13 protein-coding genes are annotated in these 17,029 nt (G+C 38.8%); 7 read left to right on the top strand and 6 right to left on the bottom strand.

Going from position 1 to position 17,029, the window contains the following annotated elements:
- The first annotated feature begins 23 nt into the window (after positions 1-23).
- Positions 24-1,037: a LiaI-LiaF-like domain-containing protein gene (locus tag JN11_RS23115; RefSeq protein ID WP_144916542.1), complete on the top strand. Its 1,014-nt coding sequence runs from the start codon at positions 24-26 to the stop codon at positions 1,035-1,037.
- 89 nt (positions 1,038-1,126) lie between these two features.
- Positions 1,127-1,768 (top strand): RDD family protein, encoded by a 642-nt coding sequence (locus JN11_RS23110; RefSeq protein ID WP_144916540.1) that lies wholly within the window; start codon positions 1,127-1,129, stop codon positions 1,766-1,768.
- A 23-nt stretch (positions 1,769-1,791) separates the two neighbouring features.
- On the opposite strand, the gene JN11_RS23105 is transcribed toward JN11_RS23110, so the two are convergent.
- Positions 1,792-2,442 (bottom strand): RDD family protein, encoded by a 651-nt coding sequence (locus JN11_RS23105; RefSeq protein WP_144916539.1) that lies wholly within the window; start codon positions 2,440-2,442, stop codon positions 1,792-1,794.
- Positions 2,443-2,666: 224 nt separating this feature from the next.
- Between JN11_RS23105 and JN11_RS23100 the strand changes: the two genes are divergently transcribed.
- Together JN11_RS23100 and JN11_RS23095 are read left to right on the top strand one after the other, a co-directional pair.
- Positions 2,667-5,399, top strand: a complete 2,733-nt coding sequence (locus tag JN11_RS23100; protein WP_144916537.1) for a PAS domain S-box protein — start codon at positions 2,667-2,669, stop codon at positions 5,397-5,399.
- Positions 5,400-5,459: 60 nt separating this feature from the next.
- Positions 5,460-6,125 (top strand): hypothetical protein, encoded by a 666-nt coding sequence (locus JN11_RS23095; RefSeq protein ID WP_144916535.1) that lies wholly within the window; start codon positions 5,460-5,462, stop codon positions 6,123-6,125.
- A 91-nt stretch (positions 6,126-6,216) separates the two neighbouring features.
- Here JN11_RS23095 and ahcY read toward each other — a convergent pair whose 3' ends face one another.
- The 3 genes from ahcY to JN11_RS23080 all read right to left on the bottom strand — a co-directional run bounded on the left by ahcY (position 6,217) and on the right by JN11_RS23080 (position 8,984).
- Positions 6,217-7,533, bottom strand: a complete 1,317-nt coding sequence (gene ahcY, locus JN11_RS23090; RefSeq protein ID WP_144916534.1) for an adenosylhomocysteinase — start codon at positions 7,531-7,533, stop codon at positions 6,217-6,219.
- 155 nt (positions 7,534-7,688) lie between these two features.
- Positions 7,689-8,108, bottom strand: a complete 420-nt coding sequence (locus tag JN11_RS23085; protein WP_144916532.1) for a bactofilin family protein — start codon at positions 8,106-8,108, stop codon at positions 7,689-7,691.
- Positions 8,109-8,120: 12 nt separating this feature from the next.
- The gene (locus JN11_RS23080) at positions 8,121-8,984 is read right to left on the bottom strand and encodes a M23 family metallopeptidase (RefSeq protein WP_144916531.1); all 864 of its coding nucleotides are present in this window, start codon (positions 8,982-8,984) and stop codon (positions 8,121-8,123) included.
- Between the two features lie 237 nt (positions 8,985-9,221).
- Between JN11_RS23080 and JN11_RS23075 the strand changes: the two genes are divergently transcribed.
- A complete protein-coding gene (locus JN11_RS23075; protein WP_144916529.1) occupies positions 9,222-9,632 on the top strand; it encodes a BrxA/BrxB family bacilliredoxin in 411 nt (136 codons plus the stop codon).
- An 82-nt stretch (positions 9,633-9,714) separates the two neighbouring features.
- Here JN11_RS23075 and JN11_RS23070 read toward each other — a convergent pair whose 3' ends face one another.
- Positions 9,715-12,093, bottom strand: a complete 2,379-nt coding sequence (locus tag JN11_RS23070) for an ABC transporter permease (RefSeq protein ID WP_144916527.1) — start codon at positions 12,091-12,093, stop codon at positions 9,715-9,717.
- A gap of 280 nt (positions 12,094-12,373) precedes the next feature.
- On the opposite strand from JN11_RS23070, the gene JN11_RS23065 reads away from it, so the two are divergent.
- Together JN11_RS23065 and JN11_RS23060 are read left to right on the top strand one after the other, a co-directional pair.
- Positions 12,374-13,648: a metal-dependent hydrolase family protein gene (locus tag JN11_RS23065; RefSeq protein ID WP_211360892.1), complete on the top strand. Its 1,275-nt coding sequence runs from the start codon at positions 12,374-12,376 to the stop codon at positions 13,646-13,648.
- A 7-nt stretch (positions 13,649-13,655) separates the two neighbouring features.
- Positions 13,656-16,154 carry a M1 family metallopeptidase gene (locus JN11_RS23060; protein WP_144916526.1) on the top strand — a complete coding sequence of 833 codons (2,499 nt, stop codon included), beginning with the start codon at positions 13,656-13,658 and terminating at the stop codon, positions 16,152-16,154.
- Between the two features lie 55 nt (positions 16,155-16,209).
- On the opposite strand, the gene JN11_RS23055 is transcribed toward JN11_RS23060, so the two are convergent.
- Entirely contained in the window at positions 16,210-17,022 is an 813-nt protein-coding gene (locus tag JN11_RS23055; RefSeq protein WP_144916524.1) for a sterol desaturase family protein, read from the bottom strand.
- Between the last annotated feature and the right edge of the window lie 7 nt (positions 17,023-17,029).

Below are 17,029 nucleotides of genomic sequence, written 5' to 3'. Positions count from 1 at the left end.
GCAAGCCATTAAAACATAAAAAAATGAGAAACGATAAATTAATCCCCGGTTTGGTGCTGGTACTCATAGGCGCAGCCATATTGCTTGCTAATTTCGGCTACTTGCATTTTCATTGGTATAACATATTTCATTTGTGGCCAATATTTTTGGTAATAGCAGGTGTAAACCTGGTATTTGCACATAGCAAAGCCATTTGGGCAACCATTATAAAAGTTGCAGTTGTAGTATTGGGCCTGGGTTTGGTGCTGTTTGGCAACTTTGGCGACAGGTATAATTTTTGGCCGGGTATGGCATATCACTACGGGCATTATGATAATGATGACAATGACAACGATAATGATAGCAAAAGTGACTTTAATTTTGATGATGACGACGACGATGATAACGACAGCACCAGCACTACTACTAAAGTAAGCGGCAATGGCACCTTTAACGAGCCCTATAAAGCAGGGATTAAGTATGCCCGTGTAGAAATAAGCGGAGGAGCTACCACCTATAATCTATCAGATACTACCAACCAGTTATTTAGCGCTAATGCTTATAACAAAAATGGACGATATGATTTTTCACATAGCACAGATGATTCTGTTTATGTGGTGAGCTTTAAAATGAAAGATCATAACGGCATCAACTTTGATTCGGATAAAAACAAGGCTGATTTTCGTTTGAATCTAAATCCAATTTGGGATGTACATGTAAAAACAGGTGCAAGCAAACTTGATTTTGATCTTTCAAAATTTAAGATCCGTAATTTGAAACTGGATGGAGGGGCAGCATCTTTTGATATAAAACTGGGAGCTCCCTTAACTAAAACAAATGTGGATATTTCTACAGGCGTTTCGGGTGTGGATATCAATATACCGCAAAATGCTGCTTGCAGTATTGAAACAGACTCTGGTCTTTCTGGAAATCATTTTGATGGGTTTACCAAAACAGGTGATAATGATTATGAAACACCGGGCTTTGCTGCGGCAAAAAATAAAATGTACATCCATATAACAGGTGGCTTGTCTGATTTTAAAGTACACAGATATTAATTGGGGTAAAAGTTTTAAGTTGAAATGTTGGAAGACCGGGGTATTAGTTCGCTAATATTCCGGCCTTTTTAGTTTAAATTTGATTCATTATGGAGCCTGTTGATCTTTCAATTTTAAAACACGGTAGCAATACTTACCTGCTGGTAATAAATGGCAGGCCCGAAGGCCCGTTTACTATGCAAGAGTTAAAGGACCGTAAAATAAAGCCTGGAGATTTTGTAAGGACCGATGGGATGGATGATTATAAAGAGGCCCATGAAATTGCAGCGCTTCGTGCACTTTTTGGTTTTAGTAAACCCGTAATTATGCCCCAGTATTTTGCAGGTTTTGACCAGCGTTTGCTGGCCTCAGCACTTGATTGGTTCTTTGTTGCCGGTGTTTGTATCACTATTGCATTTATAGCCAGTTTATTTGTTGGTGATAAAGAAACACGCCTTTATATAGCCCTGGGTTTACTGCTCGTTATCCCGGTAGTGAAAATTATCTATCATATAGTAATGGAATGCACGGTTAAGCAGGGAACTTATGGCAAGCAATTACTTAAAATAAAGGTGAGTGATATGCAAGGTAACCGTATCAGTTTTGCACGTTCTGTTAGTCGGAATGCTTTAAAGATCGTTTCTGTGTTACCCTTTTTTATCGGTTATATCTTCAGCTTTTTTAATAAACAGCAACAGTGTATGCATGATATGCTGGCTGGTACTTTGGTAATAAAAGACAGGTTGATTTAATGGAGGAAATCCCAGATTTTGTTCTACAGCTTCACCACATAGGTTTTTGCCATATAATCATGCAGGGCCTGGCGTCGTTCCGAAAAAAATATGCTTAAAAAGCCCAGTCCACAGAGCATTAACGATAAAGCTTTCCCTATACTGCGGCCCAGTGCATTTAAATAAGTGAGGCGGGCACCGTCAATATCAACAACCACTAATCCACATAGCCTTTTACCAAAACTACCCTTCATGGTTGAAGCTTCACAGCTTGAATTGTAAAGAATTAAAACAATAAATGCAATGCCCTGTAAAGGTAAAATGGCCAGTAGGCTTGAATAAAGCTGATCGGGTGTCATCTTTAACATTTGCTCGTTGGTAGGTATGTTGAATTTTAAACCATAGGTAGCCAACAGTGAAAAAATAAATCCAGTTAATAAGGATAAGATAAAATGATCAATTATGTAAGCCAGCAGACGCCACCAAAATGAGGCAAGGTTATCTTCGGTAGGGAATACAAAGCCTCTGGCCTCAAAATACGTAAAAAGTTCAGGCAAATCGCAGGCATCTTCCCAGTCGCTATTTGATGGCGATAGTATACTGTCATGGAGGTCAATATCCATTTTGATAAGCTCATCAAACATGTACGGGCCCTTTTGTTCACCGTTTTCTTCAATGTAATAGGCGTTGTCCATCTTTATTTGAAATTCGGTTGAAAGATATAAAATAACAACACATCTTTTTTACTTATTTAAATCAATTTGAGGCAAAAACAGCGTTCAAATTGTATTAGTTTAAATACTTTGTTAACTTTATACAACACCATTATTTTCTAATTAATTAAACTTGCTTTGGTACTGGCAATCCTTTTAAGCAAAAGGTTGTTTATTATATTATTAAATCAAGTAATATTTAAAACGTGAATGTAATTCCGGTTCCTAAAAATGAGAAAAGCCGTTTAAAGGCCCTTCATGATCATCAGATTTTAGATTCATTAAATGAATATGAATTTGACCGGATCACTGAACTTGCTTCCATAATTTGTGAGGTGCCCATTTCTCTGGTTTCATTGGTTGATGAGCACCGCCAATGGTTTAAATCATCGGTCGGTTTGGATACAAAAGAAACGGACAGGGAACTTGCTTTTTGTGGCTATACCATTATGGATACTTCTATTTTTGAAGTGGAAGATGCCACTAAAGATGAACGCTTTAAAGATAATGCACTAGTAACGGGCGACCCGCATATCCGGTTTTATGCTGGTTATCCGGTATTTGATGAGCAGGGCTATGCTTTAGGTTCGCTATGTGTAATTGACCGCAAGCCGCGAAAGCTAAGTGCAAAGCAAAAACGGGCATTGGAGGTGCTTTCGCAGGAAATAAGCTCACTTATTGCTGAACGCAAGATAAAGGAGGAGTTGAAGGACTTTCAAAAATTGTTCGAACAATCAAACGACTTGGTTTTTATAGGTGGAATTGACGGCTACTTTAAAAAAGTTAACCCGGCATTTGAGCGGGTATTGGGATGGAGCGAAGAACATCTTTTAAACACATCGTCTTTTGAGTTTTACCATCCGGACGATGTGGAGAGCACTGTAAAAGAGTTACAAAAATTATCAGGCGGAGGAAAAACGGTTAATTTTTTGCAGCGTTTTAAAACCGCAAGCGGCGAATATAAAACCATTGAATGGGCATCAATCCCTGAACTAGAAACCGGTAATATATTTGGCATAGGCCGCGATGTATCGGAACTTACATTAAAGGATCAGCAACTTGCAGCAAGTGAAGGAAAACTGAGGGCATTTTTTAATAATTCACAGGGGTTGATGTGCACCCATGATTTGAAAGGTAATTTTATTTCATTAAATACTGCCGGAGCTGAAACTTTAGGATATACCGTTGATGAGATTATTAAGCTAAGCCTGTTTGATGTTATGCCAAAGGATAAACATCCTTTGGTAAATAAATATCTCGATGAAATAAAACAAAACGGTAAGGTTAAGGGGCAAATGGTAACCTTGCATAAAGATGGTTCCATACGTATCTGGATGTATAACAATACGCTGCAAACTGACCCTGGGAGCCCGCCCTATGTTATTGGTAATGGCACTGATATTACAGAAAGACATTACCTGGAAGAGAAATTAAAACGCACCAGCCAAATGCTGGAGCAAACCAACCAGGTGGCACGTGTTGGTGGCTGGGAATATAATTTGGTGAAGAAGAAAGTTTTCTGGACATCGGTAACTAAAGAAATTCATGGTATGCCACCAGATTATGAGCCTGATATTGAAACAAGTATTAACTTTTATAAGGAAGGTAAAAGCCGGGACAGGATAGCTGAAGTAATTAAACGCGCCATGGCCGATGGTACTCCCTGGAATGAAGAGCTGCAAATTATAAACAACAAGGGCGAAGAAATTTGGATAAGAACTTTAGGAAATGCTGAATTTGAGAATGGTAATTGCGTTAAACTATATGGTACTTTTCAGGATATTGATGTTTATAAATATAATGAGATAGCGCTACAGGGAGCAGTTGAAGCGCAGGCCAGGCTTAATAAAGCACTTTCCAAGTATATTGATTTAATAAGAGAACAGGATAAAACCATCGAAAAAATACAGGAATTTAAGTTCCTGGCTGATTCTATTCCTCAAATTGTATGGATCTCAAACCCGGATGGCAGCCTGGACTATTACAATCAGTATTGGTTTGATTATAGTGGGATGAGCTTGAAGGATACAATGGATTATGGCTGGACACCTGTGCTGCATCCGGATGATATAAGCAAGGACTTTAAGCCCTGGACCGAAATGTATGTAGAAGGTAAGCACTACGAGGAAGAGGTAAGGTTTAAAAGGATATCAGATGGTACATACCGGTGGCACTTAGGAATTGCAGTGCCAATGAAAGACAGCAAAGGGAATATTATTAAATGGTTTGGCTCATTTACCGATATTGATGAATACAAACGTGCGCTTGATCTTGAAAACAGGATTAGCCAATTTGAAGATTTTAACCGGATAGTAGCTCATAATTTGCGCGGACCTGCCGCCACTATACAGATGATATTGGAGATGTACGCTGATTCGGCATCGGAGCCAGACCGATCAGATTATTTGGCGATGCTGAAGCAGGCGAGTTCTACACTTATTGATACCCTTAATGAACTGATGAAGGTGTTAGAAATTCGTAATAACCAGAATCTTCCATATGACACCTGTAACTTTAAAAGTATTGTAAACAGTGTTGAAGTGATGTTAAAGGGGCAAATCATCAAAAAAAAGGCTATCATTCATACTTACTTTAAGATTCCCTCTATGGCATTTCCTAAGATGTATCTGGAAAGCATATTTTACAACATGATCAGTAACTCCTTAAAATATAGTCGGGCTGCTGTTCCCCCGGTAATTACTATAAAATCTGAATTTGAAGATGGTAAGCTTATATTAACTTTTAATGATAATGGTTTAGGCATTGACCTTAAAAAGCACGGCGAAAATGTGTTTAAGCTCAATAATGTATTTCACAACGGCCATGATAGCAAAGGGATAGGTCTTTTTATGACGAAAACACAAATTGAAACTTTTGGCGGCAATATAAAGATAGGTAGCGAACCCAATGTTGGGACTACTTTTACCATTACGTTTTAGTTTGTTGATTATCATGTAGTTTCTTATTTAATAGTTCTTTATATTAGCCTAAGCTATTTTATGAACGAAGAAACTACTACAGAAAACAGTAACGAAGAAGTTAAATCTGCTGAAACGAGTATTCCGGAAGTTTACACGCTTCGTGGATGGAAGGAATACGCAGGCGAATCACTGCTAATTATTTTCAGTGTTTTGTTGGCACTTATTCTTACGGAGTTTATCAATAACCTGCACGAAAAAAAGCAATTCAATGAGCTACTGAATAATATCCGCAATGAGCTGATCACTAATAAAAAGTATGCGCAGGAACAATATGCCTACAACAAAAAAGTAATACGGTCAATTGACTCGGCACTGACCGATCCTACCATACAAAGGAAGATTATTAATAATGATGAATTTCATCTGAAATATATTGCTCCGCAAGGAGTGTTATATCGTTTTTTTGATGATGTAGCCTGGGAACAGGCCAAAAGCCTTAATATCTCCTCAAAACTGAATTTTAAAACTATTTCGCTACTTAGCAATATTTATGCTGACCAGACCCGCATAATGAAAGTTGAAGATGAAATAGGTAAAGTAGTACTTAGTTACGAGGCGCGGAAGCCGGAAAATGCTCATATAACCCTAATGCTGATAAGAGATAATTACAGTGCCTGGGCTGTTGACCGTGCACCGACGCTAATTAGTAGTTATGATGAAGCAATAAAAGAGTTAGAAAAATAAAATTAAGGCAAACAAAAAAGGCACGATCCTTAAATCATGCCTTTTCTATATTCAATTGTAAAGGCATTAAGCTTTCACGTTCAACCTTAAATTAGTAACGGTAGTACTCCGGTTTAAACGGACCGTCAACAGTTACACCAATGTAATCGGCCTGATCCTGGTCTAAAACTTCCAGTTCAACGCCAATTTTAGCAAGGTGTAAACGGGCAACTTTTTCGTCAAGATGTTTTGGTAGGGTATAAACCTGATTTTCGTATTGTTCACTGTTTGTCCAAAGTTCAATTTGAGCTAAAGTTTGGTTAGTGAATGAGTTACTCATTACAAAACTTGGGTGTCCGGTTGCGCAACCTAAGTTTACCAAACGGCCTTCGGCTAAAACAATAACATCTTTACCGTTAATAGTATATTTATCAACCTGTGGTTTAATTTCAATTTTGGTATTGCCATAAGCGCCGTTTAACCAGGCCATGTCAATTTCATTATCAAAGTGACCAATGTTACAAACAATAGCTTTGTCTTTTAATGCACGGAAATGCTCTTCCCTTACAATGTTTTTGTTGCCGGTAGCAGTAACAACGATATCAGCCTCGGTAATAGCTGTACCTAGTTTTTTAACTTCAAAGCCTTCCATAGCAGCTTGTAAAGCACATATAGGGTCAATTTCAGTTACAATAACGCGTACACCTGAATTGCGTAATGAATCAGCTGATCCTTTACCCACATCACCATAACCGCAAACAACAGCCACTTTACCAGCCATCATTACGTCGGTTGCACGACGGATAGCGTCAACAAGTGACTCACGGCAGCCGTATTTGTTATCGAATTTTGATTTGGTTACCGAATCATTTACGTTGATAGCTGGCATTGGTAACGTACCGGCTTTCATACGCTCATATAAACGGTGTACACCTGTGGTGGTTTCTTCTGATAAACCTTTTATACCTGCAATTAGTTCAGGATATTTATCCAATACCATATTGGTTAAATCACCGCCATCATCCAAAATCATGTTTAATGGTTTACGATCTTCTCCAAAAAACAAGGTTTGCTCAATGCACCAGTCAAATTCTTCAGCATTCATGCCTTTCCAGGCATAAACAGAAGTACCAGCAGCAGCAATAGCAGCAGCAGCATGGTCCTGGGTTGAAAATATGTTACATGATGACCAGGTAACTTCGGCACCCAATTCAATTAGTGTTTCGATTAAAACGGCAGTTTGGATGGTCATGTGCAGGCAGCCTGCAATGCGCGCGCCTTTTAATATTTTTACCGGGCCGTACTCTTTACGTAAAGCCATAAGGCCAGGCATTTCTGCTTCAGCCAATTCTATTTCCTTACGACCCCACTGAGCCAATGAAAAATCTTTTACTTTGAATTTAACGTACGAGGTCTCTACTGATGACATAGCTCTTTGATTTTTTTACAAAATTAGTGTATAATAATATCAATACAAAATTACTAACGCTAATTACGAAATGTGCCACGTATTAGATTTACCCGTAGATAATATAATAACCTATTATTATGCAGTTAATGTTGCTTTGAGATAAGTTGCTGATTTTAAACCTCAATAACTTTTTGAGCAGATGCTTTGCTTATTTTATGTGATTCGGCCAGCTTGTTGTTTTGGGTCATGGACAGGCTTCCATTGTAAATTGCCCCATTTTCAACTGCCAGTGTTTGTGTTCTTATTTCACCGGAAACTTTACCTGTCGATTTAATTTCGAGCGAATTTACGTTAAGGTTGCCATTTACAGTACCATAAATAACCATTTCTTTGGTTATCACATTCCCTAATATTGACCCTTTTTCACCGATTATTAATCCTTCATCAATCATTACATCACCAGTTATCTGGCCGTCAATACGGGCAAATGCAGGTGCTTTAAGATTACCATCCAAAATACAGCCTTCACTAATAAGGGTCGATATAGATTGCATGTCGAGTGCAACGTTATCTTTTTTTGAAAAAAAAGCCATGAATAAGTAGTTTTAGTTATTTAGGGTAAGAAATTTTATAGGATTAATAGGTTTACCATTTAACCTTACTTCGTAATGCAGGTGGGCACCTGTTGAGTGACCTGTTGAACCTACTTCGCCTATTTTTTGGCCTACGGTAACTTCCTGTCCTACCTTTACGGTAATGCGTGACAGGTGTCCGTATAATGTTTCATAGCTATTAGCATGAGCAATGCGAACGCAATTGCCATAACCACCGTACCAGCCTGCAAAAACAACCTTTCCGTTGGCAGTGCAATGAGCCTCGTCTCCAACAGCACCTCTGAAATCAATGCCCGGATGGAATTCAGCACTTGCTGAGTTAAAAGGATCGCTTCGGTAACCAAACATGGAGGTTAATGAACTTATGCGCGGATAGCCCATTGGGGTAAATGCTACTGAATGAACCAGGCGGCTTAAATATTCATCATATAGCGAGTAAGTTTCTTCATCAGTAAGTTTAGCTCCTTCGGTATTACCGTTGCCACCTACCGCTTTGTTTGAAAAACCTTTTAACCCGCGTTTTTTTAAATAATCGTTAATTTTTTGAAGCTTGGCTTCTATGCTCTGGATATAGTTTTGAGCAGTATTTGTTTTCGTTTGTGGAATTGCAGGAGGAGGGATGGCAATTTTAAGTTTGGTAATCTGTGCCATCAGCCGGTCTTTTTCTTCTTCCTGCTGTGCATTTTGTGATCTTAAGTAAACTACTGTTACCGAAAGTATTACTATAACACCCACAACAATTGCAGCATAATGGCGCAAACGGCTAAGGTGCTTTGACTTTATTTGTATTGTTTTTGGCTCCCTGCTTTTATTTACAATAATTACTGTACTGATTTCAGATAGTTTTGATTTCATTTCAATTTTTAATGTAATTAGGATTTGCAAGATAACAAATACACTTTGAAAAGCAACATTAATTTTAGTTTAACCTAACGTCAGGAAACAGTTTTCCTTGATTTGCTTAATAGTCTAAATATTATCGGTTCGTACTTATACGGGTTAAGTCAGCAAATTGTTATATATTGTTATTTATAAATTTTAACTCAACATCATTTGTTATTTTTGTACATTAAATTTATTAAAAAGAAAACCATGTATCCAGAATATTTAGTAGCCCCAATGCGGGAAGACCTTACCAGGGTTGGCTTTGAAGAGTTAAAAGATGCTGATGCCGTAACTAAAGCTATTGAAAGCGAAGGTACGGTGTTTGTGATGGTAAATTCAGTTTGCGGTTGCGCTGCAGCAAATGCGCGCCCTGCTGCACGTATAGCTGCACAGTCAGAAAAGCACCCTGATAAATTGGTAACTGTTTTTGCAGGTATGGAAACAGAAGCGGTTAATAAAGCGCGTGCTTATATGCTGCCGTATCCACCATCATCACCGGCAATGGCTTTATTTAAAGATGGCAAATTGGTGCATATTATTGAGCGCCATCAAATTGAAGGTCGCCCGGCACAAATGATTGCCGATAACCTGATTGGTGCGTTTGAGCAATATTGCTAAAAGATTTTTATACCTATAATAAACCCCGGTACGCATTTGCAGACCGGGGTTTTATTTTTTGTGGGTAAAACCAATCTATAATTTACTCGCTTCTTAAACTTTTTATCGGGTTAATCAATGCCGCTTTAATTGCCTGTACGCTTACAGTAGCCAATGCAATAAATATGATCAATCCACCGGCTAAAGCAAACACCGAAAATTGAAGGGGAATGTAGTATGCAAAATTGTGCAGCCATATATTCATAGTATACCATGCTATGGGTGAAGCAATTATTAAGGCGATAACAATGAGCCATAAAAACTCAGACGATAATAAAGCAAATAAAGAACTCACGCTTGCTCCCAATACTTTTCGGATACCAATTTCTTTTACCCGCTGTTCAGCAGTAAACATGGCCAGCCCCAGCAGGCCCAGGCATGAAATGAAAATGGCAAGAAATGCGAAGGCATTTGATAGGTTTCCCACTATCTGCTCATTGTTGTAAAGCTTATTATATTCCTCATCTGAAAAAGCATAGGTAAACTGAAAATTGGGGTTCAGTTGTTTGCAGATGGTTTCCATACTGGCTAGCGCCGTTTTGGTTTTGCCCGGCTGTGTTCTGAGCATTAGGTAGCCGCTAATATCTTTTTCGCCATAGCGAAGTATCAATGGTTTAATTTGTTCATGCAGTGAATTGAAATGAAAATCCTTAACTACCCCAATAATGATACCTTTATTACCCCATTGGTCAAAGGGTTTTCCGATAGGATCGGTATAGCCTATTCTTTTTAAGGCTGTTTCATTAATGATATATCCTGCAGAATCCGTGGCATTATCTTTTGAAAAATCCCTGCCGGCAACCATCTTTAGTTTCATAGTGTTGATATAATCATATCCTACAGATGCATCATTGAAAGATATATTTAAGTTAGGGTCTTTACCTATCCAGTGGACGCCGATAGTGGAAGGAGTTATATTGGTTGGTGTACAATCGGTCCGGGTAATAGATTGTATGCCTGGCATTTTAAGGGCCTCATTTTTTAAAACTTCGTAATTGGTAACAAGGTTTCCTTCAAGTGGGACGTAAATCATATTTTCCCTGTCAAAACCCAGATTAATAGACTGTGTATAGTTTATTTGTTTGGATACAATAATGGTTCCGATTATTAATATAATGGATAGCACAAACTGGAAAACAACGAGGCCTTTACGAAAGATTACTGTTCCGGAGTCGAGCTTTAGTGTGCCCTTGAGTACTTTAACCGGGTTGAACGATGACAGGAACAAGGCAGGGTAGCTACCCGAAACTAAACCGGTAATAATTGTAATGCCAAGTAATTTTATCCAAAACAACGGCTGGTTAAAAGGAAGCTCAATTTGTTTTTGAGTAATCTGATTAAACACCGGCAACAGAACGGTTAAGAAAACCAATGATATTATTACTGCAATGCTGGTAAGCAGTAATGATTCGCCTATGAATTGCCAAACCAAAATGCTTTTTACTGCGCCAATAGCTTTGCGTACCCCAATTTCTTTGGCTCTTTTTACAGACCGTGCTGTAGCCAAATTCATAAAGTTGATGCATGCGATAAGTAAAATAAAAACAGCAACTATGCTGAATAGTTGTACATATTCAATTCGGCCTCCATCTATTACACCATTCTTAAAATTGCTGTGTAAATATTTCTGATCAAAACGCTGTAGACTCAAATCCTGAGTGAAAATTCCTTTTTTCTCAAATTTATTATAGCTGGTTAAAAGATGGGTAATCTTCTTATCTACCAAAACGGGGTTAGCATCATCGCGCAGTTGTATATAAGTTAGCGGGCTGTTGTTATCCCAATTTAATGCCCATGGATTGTCTTTCAAATATGCCTGCCAGTTGGTGATGTAATCAAACTTTTCGGAAGAATTTGCTCCTATGTTGTCGAAAACAGCGGTAACAATTAAGTCTTTTTGATTATCATAGCGGATGGTTTTACCCATGGCTGTTTGCGGAGAACCGAAGAAGTTCTCCGCCATTTTTTTCGAGATAGCTATACCCGAAATATTATTGAGGGCATTCTGCGCATTTCCCTGTAATAAAGGGTAACTAAACATTTTAAAGAAATCAGAATCGGCAGCAGCACCCTCTATTTTTAATATTTTATCGCCTACTTTAAAAGTATGGCGCTCTTCAAAACCGGTGGTTGAACTGGTAGCATATTTTATTTCGGGGATTGCTTTTTTTAATTCGCTTGCCAATAAACCTGGTGTAAAGTATTGTGCGGTAACCTTATGGTCAAAAAACTGGCGTTCATAAACCGAATATAAGTTTTTGCCGTTTTTATGAAATGCATCAACATCCATTTCATTTTGTACCCATAATAATATGAGTAAGCTACAGGCAAGGCCAACTGAAAGGCCTGCAATATTGATAAATGTATGTGCCTTATTTTTGATGAGGTTGCGCCATGCAACTTTTAAATAGTTTTTAATCATAAAAAGTTTACTTAAAATGGATACTGCTTTTTAAGTCTATAAATTATTATGCCATTTATATAATATATTCATTATTAGTGTATTGATAAAGTGGATTGCTTATTATGCTGTTCGTATCCGGACAATATACGTTCGGTTTTGAACTGCTTAATTAGCTGTTTTTATTAAAAATAAAAGTACCTTAGTGTAACAAACCGGCTCTTTGTTCAGTCATATCTGCAATAAGCGGGAACTTGTTAATTTTAACTGATTATTAGCTGACCTTTACTGACAATTTTTTATGATAAAGAACCTTTACTTTATTGCCTTCCTGCTATTCTCTTCTGTGGCGTTTGCCCAAAAAACATACATTCAATGCGGTAAACTGATTGATGGCAAAGCCAACGCTCCACAAACACAAGTTACCATAATTGTTGAAGGAAAAACCATTACCGGTATCGAGAAGGGTTATTTAACTGGTTCATCCGCTGACAGGGTCATCAACCTGCAAAATAAAACGGTAATGCCAGGCCTTATTGATTGCCATGTGCACCTTGAATCGCAGGGTACTAATTTGCTGGAAACTTTTACTTTAACTGATGCCGATATTGCTTATAACGCGGCTGTTTATGCAAAAAGAACATTAATGGCTGGCTTTACTACAGTTAGGGATCTGGGTGGTTCGGGTGTGAATATCAGCTTACGTAAAGCGGTAAAAAAGGGCCTGGTTGATGGGCCGCGAATTATCACTGCGGGTAGAGCCATATCTGCCAGCGGTGGCCATATGGATAATTCTGACGGCTACCGTGATGATGCGTTTAACCACAAAATGGGACCGGACGATGGTGTTGCCGATGGGAGGGACGAACTGATAAAGGCGGTGCGTTTGCAGATAAAAAGAGGATCGGATGTTATTAAAATTGCCTCAACAGGTGGCGTGCTTGATTTGAGTGAAAATGGATCGGGAGCCGAGTTTAGTATTGATGAGATTAAAGCAGTTGTTGAAACCGCAAAAGACTATGGGCTAAGGGTAGCCTGCCATGCCCACGGGGCCGAAGGCATCCGCAGGGCTATTTTGGGTGGTGTGACTTCAATAGAGCATGGCACCTTTATGAATGATGAGGATATGCAGTTAGCCATTAAATACGGTACCTATTATGTACCCACTATCATTGCAGGTAAATCTGTTGCCGACTCGGCTAAAATAAAAGGTTATTTTCCACCGGTTATTGCCCGTAAAGCTTTAGAAGTAGGTACACAAATACAACAAACTTTTGCCAGGGCCTACAAAGCAGGGGTAAAAATTGCTTTTGGAACCGATGCCGGGGTTTATGACCATGGGAAAAATTATATGGAATTTCAATATATGGTTGAAGCAGGTATGCCACCAATGGAAGCCATTAAATCCGCCACAACCAGCGCAGCTGATTTGTTAGGTATTTCGGATATAACCGGGAGTATAACAACAGGTAAGTCTGCCGATATTGTTGCCGTTGACGGGAACCCGCTGGAAGATATTAAAACAATGAAAAACATTTCCTTCGTTATGAAAGAGGGGAAAATATACACTCAATAAAAAGCATATGACAAACATTAAAACACTCTCGTCATTCGTTTTTACGGGCCTTATTGCCGGACTAAGCATATCTGCTGTCCATGCACAGGCTCCTGCAAAAGCGGATGATCCTTTGCTGAAGATCTACCGTGAAACTCCGCCTAAAATCAATGACCTGGTACACACCAAACTGGATGTACGCTTTGATTACAAGAAACGCTATCTGTATGGTAAGGAATGGGTTACTTTAAAACCGCATTTTTATCCTACCGATACCCTGCGCCTTGATGCAAAAGGTATGGATCTTAAAAATATTTCGGTGGTGAAGAACGGCAAAAACACCCCACTTAAATTTACTTATGATAGTTTAACTGTGGCTATTAAGCTGGATAAGGTTTACCATAATGATGAAAGTTACACGCTTTATATTGACTATACCGCTAAACCGAATGAGCTGCATGTAAAAGGTAGCGCAGCTATTAACGATGCAAAAGGTTTATATTTTATTAATCCGGATAGCACTGAAAAAGGCAAGCCTGTACAGATCTGGACACAGGGCGAAACGGAAAGTTCATCTGCCTGGTTCCCTACTATTGATAAGCCTGAACAAAAAACTACCGACGAGATCAGCATGACTGTTCCTGCAAAGTATGTAACCTTATCAAACGGCCGTTTGGCTTCGCAAAAAATTAATGGTGATGGCACCCGTACCGATACCTGGAAACAGGAATTACCACACTCTCCTTACTTGTTTATGATGGCTGTAGGTGATTTTAAAATTTACCACGATAAATGGCGCGATAAAGAAGTAAACTATTACCTGGAGCCAGCGTATGCTCCATATGCCAAACAGATATTCGGGATGACACCAGAGCTGATAGAGTTTTATTCTAAAACTTTAGGTGTTGATTTTCCATGGTATAAATATTCGCAGATTGTAGTGCGTGATTATGTGAGTGGGGCAATGGAAAACACCAGCGCTACCCTGCATGGCGAATATGTACAGGAAACACCACGCGAGTTGCTGGATGCTAATTATGATAACGGCAGAAGCACCATTGCACACGAGCTGTTTCACCAATGGTTTGGTGATTTGGTAACTTGCGAAAGCTGGAGTAACCTTACCGTAAATGAATCATTCGCTGATTTTAGCGAGATGCTTTGGGCCGAACATAAATATGGTAAAGACGAAGCCGATGCACATAGCTATAATGCTATGTTTAATTACTTAAACTCTCCGGATGCTGCTAAAAAGGACCTGGTGCGTTTCCATTATGATGATAAAGAAGATGTTTTTGATGTGGTTACTTACCAAAAAGGTGGCCGTATTTTAAATATGCTGCGTAATTATTTAGGTGATGCTGCTTTCTTTAAGGGATTAAACATCTACTTAAAAACAAATGCATATAAAAATGGCGAAGCACAACAATTACGCCTTGCATTGGAAGAAGCCAGCGGATTAGACTTGAATTGGTACTTTAACCAATGGTATTATGGCGCAGGACATCCTGTTTTAGGCATTAGCTACAAATGGGATGATGCTTCGAAAACTGAAACCGTTTATCTGCAACAAAAACAAGATGGCCAAACCTTTAAATTACCAATGGCAATTGACATTTATGCAGGTGGTAAAAAAGAGCGCCATAAAGTTTGGATGAATGATAAGGCCGATACTTTAACCTTTACTGTGGCTTCAAAACCTGATTTGGTGAACGTTGATGGTGACAAAGTGCTACTGACCGCAAAAACTGATGATAAAAATTTGGATGAATTTGCATTCCAGTATTTTAATGCGCCGTTATACCTTGATCGTTTTGAGGCCATTAATGCGGCAGCAGGTCATCAGTCAGAAAAAGTAGCTCAAAAAGTAATGATTGCGGCATTAAAAGATCCTTATTATGGTTTACGTATAAAAGCTATCAGAGCTTTAAACATGACTAATGATGATATTCACAATGCGGCTTTACCGGTATTAGCCTCATTGGCACAAACTGATGATAATACATTGGTACGTGCTGCGGCTATTAGTGTTTTGGGTAAATTAAAGGCATCAGGCAATTTGGATATCTTTAAACAAGCGGTTACCAGTCAGTCGTACGCTATACAGGGTGCTGCTTTAACTGCCATTAACTTACTGGAACCAACACAGGCTTTAACTTTAGCCAAAGGTTTTGAAAGCGATAATAAAGGTGCTTTAACCATAGCAATTGTTAACGTTTATGCCACCAGCGGTGGTAGCGACCAATGGAACTATGTATTCAATGCTTTTAAAAACGCACAACCACAGGCGCAATTTAATATGATAAGAGGCTTTGCTGCAATGGCTGGCCGCGTTGATAAGCCCGATTATGCCCAGCAGGGAATTGGCGCAATAAAAGACTTTGGTGTGAAATTTAAACAGTTTGGCATTGCCCCAACCATTGAAGGTTTATTAAACGATATTAAAACGGCGCGTACTAAACTGAATGATACTGCATCAGCACAAGCTGCTGACGATGCGGTTAAAGCAATTGAAGCTGCAAAATAATAGATTAATATAATATTCATTATGAAGAGGTGCTGCACTTGGTGTAGTACCTCTTTTACTTTAATGCCACCTCTTCAGCAAGCCGGTTTATTTTGCCTTGTTCCCGGTTTTCAATTACGGTATCAAAAGTTTTTTCGTAATGCGGGTGATTGGTTTTCATCAGTCTGTCCCAAAAGTTAAAGTATAGGCCGTAATTGCACTTAACAAGGCGGTGGTGCATGTTATGGTGGGTGGATGTGTTGTGCCATTTAAACAGTTTATGGCTGGCAAATCCTTTTGGGAAAAGCTCATAACCCAGGTGCCCTGCAACATTGAGCAGCAGGGAGTAAATAGAAAAAATAGTTATTGCCGATGCATGATGCGGAATGGTAAAAGCAATTAAAGGGATAATGCCCACCTCAACCAACGCCTCGATAGGATGAAAGGCATAGGCCGCAAAAGGAGTAGGGTTGGTTGATAGATGATGTGTTTTATGCGCCAGTTTGAATAACGGTTTCCAGTGCATTAGGCGGTGTGTCCAATAAAAATAGGTATCGTGCAAAACAATCATCGCTCCAATGCTTAAAAAGTAATAAGCGTAACCATATTTATTAATGGGTTGATACACCTGCGTTAAGCCGTGTTTGCCTGCCCAGATCACTGTAAGAATAACGACTCCGAAGATCAATATAGTAACAAATGAATTTTTTATTTCGTTAATGATATGCTTATTTTCAGGATAACGCTGCTGGATTTTTGCACCCCAGTATCTTTTATTGCGCCAAATATAAAAGAACAGGTAAAACGACCCGGTAAACAACAGATACCGCATGCTGATACTAAAAAGCACTATCAATGAATCAAAAGAATTGGCCAATGACGAAAGCATATTTACT

It is taken from the genome of Mucilaginibacter frigoritolerans, from assembly GCF_007830615.1.
Lineage (GTDB): Bacteria > Bacteroidota > Bacteroidia > Sphingobacteriales > Sphingobacteriaceae > Mucilaginibacter > Mucilaginibacter frigoritolerans.
This window is presented reverse-complemented; position numbering and strand designations above follow the sequence as displayed.